This is a genomic window from Streptomyces xanthophaeus (genome assembly GCF_030440515.1).
Lineage (GTDB): Bacteria > Actinomycetota > Actinomycetes > Streptomycetales > Streptomycetaceae > Streptomyces > Streptomyces kutzneri.
Genome location: NZ_CP076543.1, coordinates 2,078,138 through 2,094,657, shown reverse-complemented (window position 1 = coordinate 2,094,657; position 16,520 = coordinate 2,078,138). Strand labels below are relative to the sequence as shown.

Below are 16,520 nucleotides of genomic sequence, written 5' to 3'. Positions count from 1 at the left end.
AAGAAGGCCATCGCCGACGCACGGGATGCCCGTAAGCGTCTTCGCGAGGTCGAGGAGAAGGCGCAGGAGCCGATCGCGATCGTCTCCATGGCCTGCCGCTACCCGGGAGGCGTCTCCTCGCCCGAGGACCTGTGGGAGCTGGTGGCCGACGGGGTCGACGCGGTGTCCGACTTCCCGGCCAACCGGGGCTGGGACACCGACCGCCTCTACCATCCCGACCCCGAGAAGGCCGGTACCAGCTACTCCCGAGAGGGCGGCTTCCTGCACGACGCCGACCTCTTCGACCCCGAGCTGTTCGGAATGTCCCCGCGCGAGGCGCTCGCCACCGACCCGCAGCAGCGGCTGCTGCTGGAGACCGCCTGGGAGACCTTCGAACGGGCCGGCCTGGACCCGCTCTCCCTGAAAGCCACCCGGACCGGCGTCTTCACCGGGGTCATGTACAACGACTACGGCTCCCGCCCGCACCTTCCGCCGGAGGGCTTCGAGGGCTACCTGTTCAGCGGCAGCGCCGGCTCCATCGCCTCGGGCCGCGTGGCCTATGCGCTGGGCCTCGAAGGGCCCGCGCTCTCCGTGGACACCGCCTGTTCGTCCTCGCTCGTGGCCCTGCACCTGGCGGCGAACGCGCTGCGCCGCGGCGAGTGCGATCTCGCCCTCGCGGGCGGGGTCACCGTGATGTCCAGCCCGGTCGCCTTCGTGGAGTTCTCCCGGCTGCGCGGGCTCGCCGCCGACGGCCGCTGCCGTTCGTTCTCGGCCGACGCGGACGGGACGGGCTGGGCCGAGGGTGTGGGACTGCTGCTGGTGGAGCGGTTGTCGGATGCGCGTCGCAACGGTCATCGGGTGCTTGCGGTGCTGCGTGGTTCGGCTGTGAATCAGGACGGTGCTTCGAACGGTCTGACGGCGCCGAACGGTCCGGCTCAGGAGCGGGTGATCCGGCAGGCTCTCGCCGATGCGCGGCTGGGTGTCGCGGATGTGGACGTGGTGGAGGCGCACGGTACGGGTACGCGGCTGGGTGACCCGATCGAGGCGCAGGCGCTGCTGTCCACGTACGGCCAGGGCCGTCCCGCGGACCGGCCGCTCTACCTCGGCTCCCTCAAGTCGAACATCGGCCATGCCCAGGCCGCCGCAGGCGTGGGCGGCGTCATCAAGATGATCCAGGCCATGCGCCACGGCGAACTGCCGCGCACCCTGCACGCCGAGAACCCGACCACCCACGTGGACTGGGAGTCCGGCGCGGTGGAGCTGCTCACCGAGGCGCGCCCCTGGCCGGAAACCGGTGCTCCCCGCCGGGCGGCCGTCTCCTCCTTCGGCTTCGGCGGTACCAACGCCCATGTCGTCATCGAGCAGGTGCCCGAGCTGGCCGAGGCGCACGAGGTGCCCGAGGTGCCCGCCGTTGCCGGGGCGGGGCAGGAAGCGGGTCCGGGTGTCGTCCTGCCCGTGGTTCCGTGGGTGGTGTCGGGGAAGACGGCGGACGCCCTGCGGGGGCAGGCGCGTCGTCTGTACGAGCGTGTCGTGTCCGATGCGTCACTGCGTCCCGTCGACGTCGGCCTCTCCCTCGCGGCCGGCCGCGCCGCTCTCGATCACCGGGCCGTGGTCACCGGCGCCGACCGGGAAGAACTCCTCTCCGGGCTCAAGGCCTTGGCGGAGGAGGGCCCTGCCCCCCATGCGGGTGACGAAGCCCGGACGGTTGGCCGGGTGGCGTTCTTGTTCGCGGGTCAGGGTGCGCAGCGGGCGGGTATGGGGCGTGAGTTGTATGAGGCGTTCCCGGTTTTTGCGGCTGTGTTCGATGAGGTGTTGTCGCATCTGGAGGGCTCGCTGCGGGAGGTGGTGTTCTCGGGTGTGGGTCTGGATGAGACGGGGAACACGCAGCCGGCGTTGTTCGCCTTGGAGGTGGCGCTGTTCCGGCTGGTGGAGTCGTGGGGTGTGAGGCCGGAGGTGGTGGCGGGTCATTCGATCGGTGAGATCGCTGCCGCGCATGTGGCGGGTGTCCTCTCGCTGGAGGACGCGGCGGTTCTGGTGTCGGCGCGTGGCCGTTTGATGCAGGCGTTGCCGGCCGGTGGTGCGATGGTCGCGGTCCAGGCTTCGGAGGAGCAGGTTCTTCCGCTGCTCGCGGGACGTGAGGCGACGGTGGGGATCGCAGCGGTCAACGGTCCTTCTTCCGTGGTGCTGGCGGGTGCCGAGGCGGAGGTTCTGGAGATCGCAGGCTCGCTCGGGGTGAGGTTCAAGCGGCTGTCGGTCAGTCACGCGTTCCATTCGCCCTTGATGGAGCCGATGTTGGCGGAGTTCCGTGAGGTCGTGGCCGGGCTGACCTTCCGTGCTCCGCAGATGACGGTGGTTTCCACCGTCACCGGGCGGGTGGTGTCGTCGGGTGAGCTGACGTCGGTGGATTACTGGGTGGAGCATGTCCGCCGGCCGGTGCGTTTCGCGGATGCGGTGGCTTCGATCGAGGCTCTGGGTGTCGGTTGCTTCTTCGAGGTCGGTCCTGACGGGGTCCTGTCCGCGATGGCGGGCGAGATCACAGAAATCCCGGTGGTTCCGGCCCTGCGCAAGGGCCGCCCCGAGCCCGAACAGCTCCTCGTTTCTCTCGGCGGCCTGTTCACGCGGGGTGTCCCGGTGGACTGGGCGGCCTGTTACGAGGGCACCGGTGCCCGACGCGTCGACCTCCCCACCTACCCCTTCCAACACCAGCGCTACTGGCTGGAACCCGAGGGGGCCGTGCACGCCGCCCCGGGCTCCGGAACACACGGCACCGGCCACCCGCTCATCGGCTCACCCCTCACGGTGGCCGGCTCCCACCAGATCCTGTTCACCAGCCGGCTCTCGCAGGAGAGCGAGTCCTGGCTCGCGGAACACCGCGTCCTCGGCTCGTCCGTCCTGCCCCCGTCCGCGATCGTCGAACTGTCGATCCACGCAGGCGACATGATCGGCCTCCCCTACCTGGACGAGCTCGACCTGCGGGTGCCGCTGGTACTGCCGGAGGTGGGCGGGGTACAGATCCAGCTCAGGGCCGGCACACCCGACGGAACCGGCCGGCCGGGGCTGTCCCTGTACTCCCGGCCCGATGACGACGGCGCCTCCTGGACCCTGCACGCCGAAGGCTGGTACCTCACCGACGAGACGCCATCGACCGCAGCCCCCGCCACATGGGAAGAGGGCGGCGAGGGATTCGCCATCGAAGTCCGGCTCCCCGATGAAGAGGCCGCCGATGCCGGACGCTACGTACTGCACCCGGTGCTGCTGACCGAGGCCCTGGCCGGCCACCCCGCAGACCAGGCCACCGGCCAGGTCAGGACGCCCACCGCATGGCGAGGCGTACGGCTGTACACCACGGGTGTCACCGCCGCCACGGCGCGATTCACCGAGATCGGCGAGTCCGCGTACGCGCTGCAACTGGTCGACGAGGCAGGCAGTCTGGTGGCCTCGGTGGACTCGATCACCTTCAGCGGGTTGCCCGAGGAGCAGTTCCGGGCCCCCGCCGGTGGCGGCGGCCAGGGTCATGGGTCGCTCTTCCACCTCGACTGGACGCCCGCCACCGTGCCGGCGCCCGCCGTGACACCCGCCTGGGCGGTCCTCGACCCGGACCACGCCGGTGAGGGGGCCTATCCGACCCCTGCGGCAGTGGCCGAGGCACTCGCCTCCGGCAGCCGGTTCGACACCGTCCTGCTGCCCTGGACCCCGGCCGCGCCCGGCGCGGACCCGGCCGCCGCCGCGCACCTCGCGACCCGGCGCGCCCTGGGTCTCGTACAGGAGTGGCTGGCCGATGAGCGTCTGGAGGACACGCGGCTGGTCGTGGTGACCTCGGGGGCGGTGGCCGTGCTGCCGGGTGAGGACGTCACCGATCTGGCGGGTGCGGCGGTCTGGGGGCTCTTGCGGTCGGCCCAGTCGGAGTCCCCGGGCCGGATCGTCCTCATCGACACCGTCCGCGGTACCGATGCCGCCACGGACGAGCACGTCGCCCGGCTCGCCGCGTCCGGCGAACCCCAGGCTGCCCTCCGGGCGGGCCGAGTGCTCCTGCCGCGCCTGCGGCACGTCCCGGCCGGTGACCCGGCCGAGGGGGCGCCCGCCTGGAGGAGCGACGGCACCGTACTCGTCACCGGTACGGGCGCCCTCGGCGCCGCCTTCGCCCGCCACCTCGTCGCCACCCACGGCGTCTCCCGGCTGCTGCTCCTCTCCCGCGCCGGTGAGGAGGGCGAAGGCGTCGGCGAGCTTCTCGACGAGCTGAGGAGCAGCGGCGCGCACGTCTCCTGCGTGGCCGTCGACGTCGCCGACCGGGAGGCCCTCGCCCAGGTCCTCGACGAGATCCCCGGCGAACACCCGCTGACCGCCGTCGTCCACACTGCCGGAGTCCTCGACAACGGGCTCGTCCCCGCCCTGACCGGCGACCGCCTCGGCGCGGTGCTCCGTCCGAAGGCCGACGCGGCCTGGAACCTGCACGAACTCACCCGCGACAAGCAGCCGGCGGCCTTCGTGCTGTTCTCCTCCGCGGTGGGTGTCCTCGGCGGCCCCGGCCAGGCCAACTACGCGGCCGCGAACGCCTTCCTGGACGCCCTCGCCGCACACCGCCGCGCCCAGGGGCTGGCCGCCACCTCCATCGCCTGGGGCACGTGGACGCTCGGCGGCATCAACGCCGGCCTCGACGAGGCCGATCTCGCCCGCCTCGCCCGCGACGGTTTCCGGCGCATCGAGCAGGCCGAAGGATTCGCCCTCTTCGACCGGTCGGTGGCCGACGGCCGCGCCGCGCTCGTCGCAGCCCCGATGGACCTGGCAGCCGTACGGGCCCAAGGCCGGGTGCCGGTGCTGCTGAGCGCGCTCACCGGACTGCAGGGCCGCCAGGCCGCACCGGCTTCACACGCTGCCGCCACCGGTGGCACGCAGCCGGCCGAACTCGCCGCCGAACTCGCACCGTTGAGTCACCACGAGCGGGAGCGGCTGCTGCTCGCCCTCGTACGCACCGACGTGGCGGCCGTCCTCGGCCGCACGGACCCCGAATCCATCGCCCCCCAGCGGGCCTTCCAGGACCTCGGCTTCGACTCGCTGACCGCCGTGGAGCTGCGCAACCGGCTCTCCGGGGCCACCGGGGTCAAACTGCCCGCCACCCTGGTCTTCGACCACCCCACCCCCGAGGCCCTCACGGCCTGCCTGCTCGAAATCCTGGTCCCGCCGGAGCCTGACGCCCATCAGGTCGTCCTGGCGGAACTCGACAAGGTGGACGCCCTGTTGGCGGCGATCCCCGACGACTCCCCGGACCGCTCCGAGGTCTCCGCCCGGCTGCGGCGACTGCTGTCCCGGATCGATGGGGCCGGCGGCCCGTCCGGGACGGAGCCGGGCGACGACGCCGCGGACGTACTGGAGTCGACCTCCGTGGAAGACCTCTTCAGCTTCATCGACACGCAACTCGGGCGCCCCGCCCAGTGACCCGGCCGCTCTCGCGACCATCCCAGCCTTCTTCGCCCGAGGAGCAAGAACCGATGTCCAATCCGTCCAACGAAGAGAAACTGGTCGAATACCTCAAGCGGGTGACCGTCGATCTGCAGAAGGCGAACCGCCGCGTCTCCGAACTGGAGGCCGCCGACACCGAGCCCATCGCCATCGTCGGCATGGCCTGCCGCTTCCCCGGTGGGGTGACCTCACCGGACGAACTGTGGAAGCTGGTCGAAGCCGGTACGGACGCCATCACCGAGTTCCCCGACGACCGCGGCTGGGACCTGGAGGCGCTCTACGACCAGGATTCGACCCGCCCCGGTACCGCGTACACCCGTGAGGGCGGCTTCCTCCACGACGCCGGCCTCTTCGACCCCGCGTTCTTCGGGATCTCGCCCCGTGAAGCGCTCGCCATGGACCCGCAGCAGCGGCTGCTGCTGGAGACCGCCTGGGAAACCTTCGAGCAGGCCGGTATCGCCCCGGACAGCCTGCGCGGCAGCCGGACCGGCGTCTTCGCCGGAGTCATCGAGCAGAGCTACCTGGGCCTCGACGGGCCGGAGGAGTTCGAGGGATACCTGCTGACCAGCAAGCTCTCCAGCATGGCCTCGGGCCGCGTGGCCTATGCGCTGGGCCTCGAGGGGCCCGCGCTCTCCGTGGACACCGCCTGTTCGTCCTCGCTCGTGGCCCTGCACCTGGCGGCGAACGCGCTGCGCCGCGGCGAGTGCGAGATGGCGCTCGCGGGCGGAGCCACGGTCACCGCCACCCCCGGCGGCTTCGTCGACTTCTCCCGGCAGCGGGGGCTCGCGCCCGACGGCCGCATCAAGTCCTTCTCGGCCGACGCGGACGGGACGAGCTGGTCGGAGGGTGTGGGGCTGCTGTTGGTGGAGCGGTTGTCGGATGCGCGTCGCAAGGGTCATCGGGTGCTTGCGGTGCTGCGTGGTTCGGCTGTGAATCAGGACGGTGCTTCGAACGGTCTGACGGCGCCGAACGGTCCGGCTCAGGAGCGGGTGATCCGGCAGGCTCTCGCCGATGCGCGGCTGGGTGTCGCGGATGTGGACGTGGTGGAGGCGCACGGTACGGGTACGCGGCTGGGTGACCCGATCGAGGCGCAGGCGCTGCTGTCCACGTACGGCCAGGGCCGTCCCGCGGACCGGCCGCTCTACCTCGGCTCCCTCAAGTCGAACATCGGCCACACCGTCGCGGCGGCCGGGGTAGGCGGCGTGATCAAGATGATCCAGGCCATGCGCCACGGCATCCTGCCCAAGAGCCTCCACATCGCCGAACCCACGCCGGTGGTCGACTGGGAGTCCGGCGCGGTGGAGCTGCTCACCGAGGCGCGCCCCTGGCCCGAGACCGGTGCTCCCCGCCGGGCGGCCGTCTCCTCCTTCGGGGTGAGCGGTACCAACGCCCACGTCGTCATCGAGCAGGCGCCCGAGGTGCCCGCCGTTGCCGGGGCGGGGGAGGAAGCGGGTCCGGGTGTCGTCCTGCCCGTGGTTCCGTGGGTGGTGTCGGGGAAGACCGCGGACGCCCTGCGGGAGCAGGCGCGTCGTCTGTACGAGCGCGTCGTGTCCGATGCGTCGCTGCGTCCCGTCGACGTCGGCCTCTCCCTCGCGGCCGGCCGGACGGCGTTCGATCATCGGGCGGTGGTCGTGGGTGTGGGTCGTGAGGGGTTGCTCGCGGGTTTGGAGGAGGTTGCGGGCGCTCTGCCGGGTGCCGGTGTGGGTGCTGGTGTGGTGGCCGGTCAGGTCGTGGATGACCGGGTGGCGTTCTTGTTCGCGGGTCAGGGTGCGCAGCGGGCGGGTATGGGGCGTGAGTTGTATGAGGCGTTCCCGGTTTTTGCGGCTGTGTTCGATGAGGTGTTGTCGCATCTGGGGGGCTCGCTGCGGGAGGTGGTGTTCTCGGGTGTGGGTCTGGATGAGACGGGGAACACGCAGCCGGCGTTGTTCGCGTTGGAGGTGGCGCTGTTCCGGTTGGTGGAGTCGTGGGGTGTGAGGCCGGAGGTGGTGGCGGGTCATTCGATCGGTGAGATCGCTGCCGCTCATGTGGCGGGTGTGCTGTCGTTGGAGGATGCGGCGGTTCTGGTGTCGGCGCGTGGCCGTTTGATGCAGGCGTTGCCGGCCGGTGGTGCGATGGTCGCGGTCCAGGCTTCGGAGGAGCGGGTTCTTCCGCTGCTCGCGGGGCGTGAGGCGACGGTGGGGATCGCCGCGGTCAACGGCCCGGATTCGGTGGTGCTGGCGGGTGCCGAGGCGGAGGTTCTGGAGATTGCGGGCTCGCTCGGGGTGAGGTTCAAGCGGCTGGCGGTCAGTCATGCGTTCCATTCGCCGTTGATGGAGCCGATGCTGGCGGAGTTCCGTGAGGTCGTGGCCGGGCTGACGTTCCGTGCTCCGCAGTTGACGGTGGTTTCCACCGTCACCGGGCGGGTGGTGTCGTCGGGTGAGTTGATGTCGGTGGATTACTGGGTGGAGCATGTCCGCCGTCCGGTGCGTTTCGCGGATGCGGTGGCTGCGATCGAGGCTCTGGGTGTCGGTAGTTTCTTCGAGGTCGGTCCTGACGGGGTCCTGTCCGCGATGGCGGGCGAGATCACAGAGGTTCCGGTGGTTCCGGCCCTGCGCAAGGGCCGCCCCGAGCCCGAACAGCTCCTCGTTTCTCTCGGCGGCCTGTTCAGCCGGGGTGTCCCGGTGGACTGGGCGGCCTGTTACGAGGGCACCGGCGCCCGACGCGTCGACCTCCCCACCTACCCCTTCCAACACCAGCGCTACTGGGTCGAATCGGCTCCCGGCACCGACGCCGCCGACCTCGGCCTGGCGCCGACCGGTCATCCGCTCCTCGGTGCGGCCGTCACCTTCGCAGGCGGCGACCAGGCCGTGTTCACCGGCAAGGTGGCACTGCGTACCCACCCCTGGCTCGCGGACCACAGGCTCTCGGGTTCTGCGGTACTGCCCGCGCCGGCCCTGGCCGAGCTGGCCATCCGGGCCGGGGACGAGTTCGGGGCCACCGCCCTCGACGAACTCACCCTGGACGCCCCTCTGGTGCTGCCGGAGCGCGGCGCGTTGCAGCTCCAGGTCGGCGTCGGCGCCCCCGACGCCGACGGCCGCCGCCCGGTCACGGTGCACAGCCGTCCCGACGAGTCCGACGCGCCCTGGACGGCGCATGCCCACGGCACGCTGAGTGTCACCGTCTCCGGGCCCGCCTCCGAGCCGGCCGCCTGGCCGCCGGCAGACGCCGAGGAGATCGCCCCCGAGGAGCTGTACGCCGAACTCGGCGCCGCCGGAATCGAGTACGGACCCGCGTTCCGCACCCTCACCACCACCTGGCGCCGCGGGGACGAGCTCTTCGCCGAGGCCCGGATCGCCGAGCAGAGCGGCGCCGAGGACTTCGTCATCCACCCGGCCCTCCTCGACGCGGCCCTGCGCCCGGTCGTCCTGACCGCCGCCGCCCAAACCCCGGCCGTCGTGCACTGGCGGGGAGTCCGCGTGTACGCGACGGGCGCCACCTCGCTGCGCGTGCGGATCACCCCCGACGGCACCGGCGCCTTCCGCGTCCACCTGGCCGATCCGGCCGGACGGCCCGTCGCGACCCTCGACGCGGTCACCGTGGGCACCGTCGACAGCGGGGCGCTCGCGGCCGCCGCCGACCGGCGGGAGGAGGCGCTCTTCCACATCGACTGGACGCCGCTCGTGCTCGGCCGGACGGATGAGACAGGGGAGATCCGCCCCGTGACTCTGGACGCGGACGGCGGATTCAGGACACCTGCCGAGGTGGCCGAAGCCGTCGCGGCGGGCCGGACCGTGCCCCTGGTGATCAGCCGGATCCTCCCGTCGCCGCACGCCTTGCTGCCCTCCTCGATGGGGGACGCCACGGAGGAGGCCCTGGGTCTCGTGCAGGAGTGGCTGGCCGATGAGCGTCTGGAGGACACGCGGCTGGTCGTGGTGACCTCGGGGGCGGTGGCCGTGCTGCCGGGTGAGGACGTCACCGATCTGGCGGGTGCGGCGGTCTGGGGGCTCTTGCGGTCGGCCCAGTCGGAGTCCCCGGGCCGGATCGTCCTCATCGACACCGCCCCCGGTACCGATGCCGCCACGGACGAGCACGTCGCCCGGCTTGCCGCGTCCGGCGAACCCCAGGCCGCCCTGCGCGCAGGCCGGGCGTACGTCCCCCGGCTGGCCCGGTCCGCTCCGCACCCGGCGGCACCGGCCGCCATCCGAGCGGACACGGCTCCCGCGGCGGCCCGGCCCGGCAGCCCGTGGAGCGCCGACGGCACGGTGCTGATCACCGGAGGCACGGGCAGCCTCGGCGCGCACTTCGCCCGGCATCTCGTGACCGTCCACGGCGTACGCCGTCTTCTGCTCACCAGCCGTCGGGGCATGGACGCACCGGGCGCTCCCGCGCTGGTGGCCGAACTGACGGCCCTGGGCGCCCACGTGGACATCGCGGCGTGCGACGCCGCCGACCACGACGCGCTCGCGGCGCTCCTGGACTCCGTCCCGGCCGGGCATCCGCTCACCGGAGTGGTCCATGCGGCGGGCGTCCTGGACGACGGTCTGATCGGCTCCCTCACCCCGGCCAGGCTGCGCGCGGTGCTCCGGCCCAAGGCGGACGCCGCGTGGAACCTGCACCGCCTCACCGGTGACATGGGCCTCACCGCGTTCGTCCTGTTCTCCTCGATCGCCGCGGTCGTGGGCGGCCCCGGCCAGTCCAACTACGCCGCCGCCAACGGGTTCCTGGACGCCCTGGCCCGGCACCGGCACGCCCAGGGGCAGCCGGCCACCTCGATCGCGTGGGGCCTGTGGGAGCAGGAAGGCGGAATGAGCGGCCACCTCGGCGCGGCCGACCTCGGCCGCATCGCCCGCAGCGGATTCATCCCGGTGCCCTGGGAGCGGGGGACCACGCTGTTCGACCTCGCCGTCGCCTCCGGCCGCCCCGAGGTCGTCGCCACCCCGCTCGACACGGCCGTCCTGCGCGAGCGGGACTCCCGGCCGGCGGCGGTCCTCGGCTCGCTGGTACGGATCCCGGCGCGCCGCCGTGCCGCCCAGGACCACGAGAACACGGGTGGTTCGCCGGCCGAGCAACTCGCCGAGAGGCTCGCGGGGCTCGATCCGGCGGGCCGGAAGCAGGCCGTCCTGGACGCGGTGCTCGCCCGGATCGCCGAGGTGCTCGGCCACGCCGACACCTCCGCGATCCGGCCCGACCAGCCACTGCCCCTGCTGGGCTTCGACTCCCTGACCTCCGTGGAGCTGCGCAACCGGCTCGGGACGCTGACCGCTGCCAGGCTGCCCGCGACGCTCGTCTTCGACCACCCCACGCCCGTCGCGCTCACCGAGTTCCTGGTCCCCGTACTGGCCGCCGACTCCGGTCCGGACGCCGCCCCGGTACGCGAGGACGCGGGCTTCGCGGCCGACATCCGGCTCGCCGAGGACATCCGGCCCGAGGGCGACGTCGTCCGGGTGGCCGAGGACCCGAGGGAGATCCTGCTCACCGGAGCCACGGGCTTCCTCGGCGCCTTCCTGCTGCGGGACCTGCTGCGGACCACCGAAGCCCGGATCCACCTGCTGGTGCGGGGCACCGACCGGGCGGACGGGCTGGCCAGGCTGAAGTCCAACATGGAGTTCTACCGGCTGTGGGACGAGGTCGACCTTTCCCGTCTGGAGGTCCACATCGGTGATCTCGCCGAACGCCGGCTCGGCCTCTCCGAGGAGGAGTTCGACGAGCTCGCCCGTACGGTCGACGCGGTGTACCACAATGGCGCGCGGGTCCACTGGCTGCACCCCTACAGCGCGCTGCGCGACGCCAACGTAGGCGGCACCGAGGAGGTGTTGCGGCTGGCGGCACGGCACCGGACCGTTCCCGTGCACTACGTGTCCACCGTCGGCGTCTTCGCCGGGCCGCTGGAGGAGGGCACGCCGCTGCGGGTCACCGACCCCACGGGGCCGGCCGAGGTGCTGCCGAGCGGCTATCTGCAGAGCAAGTGGGTGGCGGAGCAGATCATTGGCATCGCCCGGGACCGGGGCATCCCGGTGAACATCTACCGCGTGGACGTGATCTCCGGGGATACGGTCAACGGCGCATGCCAGACACGGGACTTCGTCTGGCTCAGCCTGAAGGGCATCCTGCAGTCCGGGGCCGTCCCGAAGGACACGGCGGGCCGCTTCCACCTGCTGCCCGTCGACTACGTCAGCTCCGCCATCCTCGCCGTCTCCCAGCAGGAGTCCGCGGCCGGCGGCACGTTCCACCTGTTCAACCAGAGTGCGTTCAGCCTCGCCGAGTGCGTGGGATTCCTGCGTGACCACGGCTACGAGCTCGGCGAACTGGACTGGAACGCCTGGACCGAGAGCGTACGGGCGGACCGGGGCAACGCGCTCCAGCCGCTGCTGCACGCCTTCGAGATGATGACCTCGGACACGGACGGCTTCTACCCGCCGATCGACACGACCGAGACCGAGAAGGCCCTCGTCGGCACCGGCATCGTCTGCCCGGAGCTGACCGCGGAGCTCTTCGGACGCTACGTGGAGTTCTTCGTCGAGGCAGGACACTTCCCGCCCGCGTAGCCGCGTCACTACGCAGTCGTGGGACGCGCGGAGGGGAGGTGCCCTTGACGGGCACCTCCCCTCCGCGCGCGCGGACCGCCTACATCGGGACGGCCGGGCCGAGCATCTCCTCGTGCAGCCGCCGGATCCAGGAGGAGAGCTCCAGGCCCAGTTCGTCCCGCATGACCCGGCGCACCTTCTCGTAGGCCTGGAGTGCCTCGGCGCGCCGGCCCGCCTGGTGCAGGGCCGAGATCAGCACCCCGTGGAAGCACTCGTTGAGCGGGTACTCCTCGACGAGCGCCCGCAGTTCGGGAAGCATGGCGCGCAGCCGGCCCAGGTCCTTCATGGCCTCGATCCGCAGCTCGAACGCTCTGATCCGCAGTTCTTCCAGGCGGACGACGTGCCCCGCCAGAACATCGCCCGTGCGGATGCTGAAGAGGTCGGAACCGCGCCACAGCGCGAGCGCCCGGGTCAGTACGTCGACCGCGTCCTCGCTGTTGCCCACCCTCAGCTCGAACTCGCCCCGAGCCACCAGTTGCTCGAACAGTTTGACGTCGACCGACGCCTCGTCGACCCGCATCACGTACCCGCCGGGGCGTGTGAGCAGAGGAGACGGCCCGGTCTGCCGCGTGCCCGCTCCGCGGTCCCCCTCCGCCAGCAGCCGGCGCGCATGGTGCACATAGGTCTGCAAGGTGTTGAGTGCGGAGCGCGGCGGATTCTGCTGCCACAGCTCCTGAATGAGCATCTCGCGCGGAACGAATTCGTTGGCGCGTACGAGGAGCAGGGCCAGGAGCTGAGACACCTTGGGTGTACCTGGAAGCAACACCCTTCCCTGGTCCGTGAGGATCTGGAAGGGGCCCATCAGTTCGTATCGCAAGGCAATTGCTCCTTCCTGAAGCTTTACATCAGACCTTCGCGGGGTCGCCACGGGCCAGGCCGAACGGATAGGAGGTTCTGACGAGATACCGACCTGCCCAATGATCTTACGGTGTCCCATGTGCGCAGCCGAGGGAGGCCTGAATCCGGCCTGGGCGACCGAGGGTGGGTGGAGCGCCGGTCGCGCGGGTGTCGGGTGAGGGAAGTTACCTCAGGTCAGGACGGTGTTCGTCGCGGATTTCGCCGACGGTGCCGGTGGTCCGGGACAGGGCGCCGGGACGTGATCAGCCCTCGCGGGGCGCTACCGATACCCGGATGGCCAATTTCTTAAGGGGAGTTTTGGCCAGTTCGGTACGGGGGCACGCGCCATCGCTCGCCCTGGCCGGAACTTGGCATTCCTGGCGGACCTCGACCGGTGATCGGCCGCATACCGGAGGATGACTCTCCGCAGAGAGCGGCGTCGTGTCCAGTGGGTATGTTTTCGGTCGACACGCCGGGAGATCAGGAAATTCAAGGCCGTCCCGGAAAACGCACAGTGACGGACAGTCCCGGATTACCCGGCTGTCGAACCGCATTGCGGTGTCCAGCAGGCACCCACCACGAAGGAATCCACGTGAATCGTCATGGCGGAAATTACACAGTCTCCTCGGACCGGACCATAGGTCGTCGGTCGCTGCTGAAGGCGGCAGGTGTCACGGCCCTCGCATCCACGCTGGCCGCCACCACGGCCGGGCGGGCATCGGCCGTGGAGGAGCTGACCTGGGACGCGATCGTCATCGGAGCCGGCTACGCGGGCGGCACGGCCGCCCGTGAACTGGCGGCCAAGGGCCTGAACACCCTGGTGCTCGAAGCCCGGGACCGTATCGGCGGCCGCATCTGGACCGGCTCGTTCGCCGGCGAGCAGGTCGACATCGGCGGCGGCTGGTTCGGCCCGGGCCAGACCAACGTGGAACGCGAGCTGCGGCGCTACAACATCGCCACCAGCCTGGACGTGGCGGCCACCCGCGCGGTCATGCCGGGCGCCACGGGCTTCGTGAGCCAGTCCCCGGCGGATGCCTTCGGGCACCTCGGCACGCTTTTCGGCCAGTTCTACGCCGGCTCCGAGACGTACTTCGAGCGCCCCCTGGAGCCGCTGTACCGGAAGGACCTGGTGGCGAGCGTGGACGCCACGTCGCTGGCCGCACGCCTGGCCCAGCTGGGCCTCTCGGCCACCGACCAGAAGTGGATCAACGGTTCCACCTCCGTCTTCGCCGGAGGCCCCAGCTCCACCGGCGGCCTGGCGGGCATGGCCCAGTGGTTCCAGCTCGCCGGCGGGACGTACGAGGGCTTCGAGTCGACCATGAGCCTCAAGCCCGCAGGGGGCATGGTCTCCCTCCTCAAAGCGATGTTCGCGCAGTCCACCGCCAGGATCCGGTACAACGCCCCGGTCACCGCGGTCACCGACACCGGCAAGGGCCTCACCAGGGTCAAGACGGCCAGTGGCCTGACCTACCAGGCCCCCGTCGTCGTCGTCGCCGTACCGGTGAACGTCTGGCGGACCATCACCTTCAACCCGGGCCTGCCGAAGGTGCACGCCGACGCGGCGGTGGAAGGTGTCGGGGTGCCGACCGCCACCAAGCTCTGGCTGCAGGTGCGCGGCGTCTCCGACGCCGTCTACGCCCAGGCGCCGGAGGGCTCTCCGATCCTGTTGATGCTGCCGCAGAAGCAGCTCGCCGACGGCAGCCGGCTCTACGTGGCCTTCGCCGGGTCCGGGCTCAACGTCTCCGACGCCGCAGCGGTCAAGGCGGCCGTGCGGAGCATGGTCCCCGAAGCCACCGTGGTCGACTACCGGGCCATGCAGTGGGGCAAGGACACGTACACGCGCGGAGGCTGGGGCATGCGCAAGCCGGGGCAGCTCCTGCGTCAGCTGCCGGACATCCAGCAGCCCCACGGGCGGATGGTGTTCGCGGGATCGGACATCGCCAGCGGCTGGTACGGCGCGTTCGTGGAAGGGGCCATCGAGTCCGGCCTCACCGCCGCGCAGCAGGCTGCGGTCATCGCCGGCTGACGGACCGCGTTCCTCCGTGCGTCCGCACCGGGCCGCACCACTGCGCGCTTCGCGGAACTGAACAGCACAGCACAGCACAGCACGACAGACGGGCGGGCGGCGCCGATCGGCGCCGCCCGCCCGTGGCGTGTTCCCCGGCCTCGCAGCCGGTGGTTCTCCGGGCGCTACGCGCCTGCCGCCAGGGTCAGCAGGATCGCCTCGGTGGGGCAGACATCCAGGACGTCGCCCGCGTCCCGGACGTCCGCCGGGTCGTCGAGCTCCGTCCTGAGCGCGACGGCGTACCCGTCGTCGACCACCCGGAACAGCTTCGGGTGCATCGCTTCACAAGTACCCGCCCCGGTGCAGACCGTCTTGTCGACGGAGAGGATGTGTGTCATCGGTCGGTCCCTCACTTGCCGGTGGGGCGAGGCCCGCCGCCGTACAGGTCCACGGGGAGGTTCGGAAGGCTGCGCAGCAGCCAGTTCTCCTCGAACATGATCTCCGAACGCGGAACCGAGAGCCGCATCTGCGGGAAACGGCGCAGCAGCGCCGGAACCGCGATACCGGTCTCCAGACGGGCCAGGGCAGCACCCATGCAGTTGTGCAGTCCATGGCCGAGGGCCAGGTGCCGCGGGCCTTCGCGGGTGATGTCCAGGTTATTGGGGTCGGTGTACTTCTCGGGATCGTGGTTGGCGGCCTGGAGCCCGGCGACCACAGGGGTGCCGGCGGGCACCGGAACCCCCTTGAACACCAGGTCCTCCTTGGCGATGCGGAACAGGCCGACGCAGAAGGCGCCGTCGTAGCGCAGGAACTCCTCGACCGCGGGTGCGACCAGCTCCTCGTTCTCGACCAGCAGCTTCTGCTGGTCCGGGTGGTCGAACAGCCCGAGGACGGCGGAGCCGATCAGATTGCGGGTGGTGTCGATGCCCGCCATGATCATCACGGCGACCATGGAGACGAGCTCGTCCTCGGTCAGGCGGTCCTCGCCGTCGCGTGCCTGGATGAACACGGACGTCAGGTCGTCGCCGGGGTTGCGGCGCTTCTCGACGATCAGTTCCCGGCCGTAGGTGACGATCTCCTCGAAGGCCGCCGAGACCTCGGCCTCGTTGTCCGGGTTGTCCGGGTCGAGGTGGAAGGCCCGCTCGATGGCATGGAGCATGTCGGCGAACCGGTCCAGCGGGAAGCCGAGGATCTCACCCGTGACGACCGCCGGGATCTTGCTCGCGAAATCCATGACGTCGGGACGGTCCGACTTCTCCAGGTCGTCGAGCGCCTCCTTTACGATGCGCTCGACCGGCTCCGTCCACGTGGCGGCGCGACGAGGGGTGAATGCCCCCATCGCCAGCTTGCGGACACGGGTGTGATCCGGCGGGTCGAGCACCGTCAGAATGCGGCCGATCAGCGTGTCGCCGCCGAATATCATCCCGGACTTCTTGAACTGCTCACTGCCCCAGGCGGCGCCGTCATTGCTGAACCGCTGGTCGCTCAGCAGCTCCTTGACGTCGTCGTACCGGGAAAGGAAGAGCATCGGTACGTCACCGAGGGGGAAGCGGAACGGATGGACCGGGGAATTGACCCGGAGCCAGTCGTACACCGAATAGGGATCCTGGTAGTACGCGGAATCGAAAAGTGCGGGAGCCTCTTGAGCGTTTGTCATGTGGCGTCTCCTGAATTCGACC

General features: G+C 71.0%; 5 protein-coding genes and 1 pseudogene. 3 read left to right on the top strand and 3 right to left on the bottom strand.

Features of this window, described 5'->3' with window-relative positions; genetic code table 11:
• Positions 1 to 6 precede the first annotated feature (6 nt).
• Positions 7 to 5,412 (top strand): annotated as a pseudogene (locus KO717_RS08920) (SDR family NAD(P)-dependent oxidoreductase); the annotation flags it as partial.
• A 53-nt stretch (positions 5,413 to 5,465) separates the two neighbouring features.
• The gene (locus tag KO717_RS08915; RefSeq protein WP_301365702.1) at positions 5,466 to 11,960 is read left to right on the top strand and encodes a type I polyketide synthase; all 6,495 of its coding nucleotides are present in this window, start codon (positions 5,466 to 5,468) and stop codon (positions 11,958 to 11,960) included.
• Positions 11,961 to 12,039: 79 nt separating this feature from the next.
• Here the strand turns inward: KO717_RS08915 and KO717_RS08910 are convergent, their stop codons facing one another.
• A complete protein-coding gene (locus tag KO717_RS08910) occupies positions 12,040 to 12,801 on the bottom strand; it encodes an AfsR/SARP family transcriptional regulator (RefSeq protein ID WP_367401576.1) in 762 nt (253 codons plus the stop codon).
• A gap of 759 nt (positions 12,802 to 13,560) precedes the next feature.
• Between KO717_RS08910 and KO717_RS08905 the strand changes: the two genes are divergently transcribed.
• Positions 13,561 to 14,862, top strand: a complete 1,302-nt coding sequence (locus tag KO717_RS08905; RefSeq protein WP_301365699.1) for a flavin monoamine oxidase family protein — start codon at positions 13,561 to 13,563, stop codon at positions 14,860 to 14,862.
• Between the two features lie 164 nt (positions 14,863 to 15,026).
• On the opposite strand, the gene KO717_RS08900 is transcribed toward KO717_RS08905, so the two are convergent.
• Positions 15,027 to 15,239, bottom strand: a complete 213-nt coding sequence (locus KO717_RS08900) for a ferredoxin (protein WP_301365698.1) — start codon at positions 15,237 to 15,239, stop codon at positions 15,027 to 15,029.
• 11 nt (positions 15,240 to 15,250) lie between these two features.
• Positions 15,251 to 16,498: a cytochrome P450 family protein gene (locus KO717_RS08895; protein WP_301365697.1), complete on the bottom strand. Its 1,248-nt coding sequence runs from the start codon at positions 16,496 to 16,498 to the stop codon at positions 15,251 to 15,253.
• Between the last annotated feature and the right edge of the window lie 22 nt (positions 16,499 to 16,520).

What these genes read in the sequence shown, in the direction of transcription:
- KO717_RS08895 (WP_301365697.1), bottom strand. Translation starts at nt 16,498, where the DNA reads ATGACAAACGCTCAAGAGGCTCCCGCACTTTTCGATTCCGCGTACTAC.
- KO717_RS08915 (WP_301365702.1), top strand. Translation starts at nt 5,466, where the DNA reads ATGTCCAATCCGTCCAACGAAGAGAAACTGGTCGAATACCTCAAGCGG.
- KO717_RS08900 (WP_301365698.1), bottom strand. Translation starts at nt 15,239, where the DNA reads ATGACACACATCCTCTCCGTCGACAAGACGGTCTGCACCGGGGCGGGT.
- KO717_RS08910 (WP_367401576.1), bottom strand. Translation starts at nt 12,801, where the DNA reads ATGGGCCCCTTCCAGATCCTCACGGACCAGGGAAGGGTGTTGCTTCCA.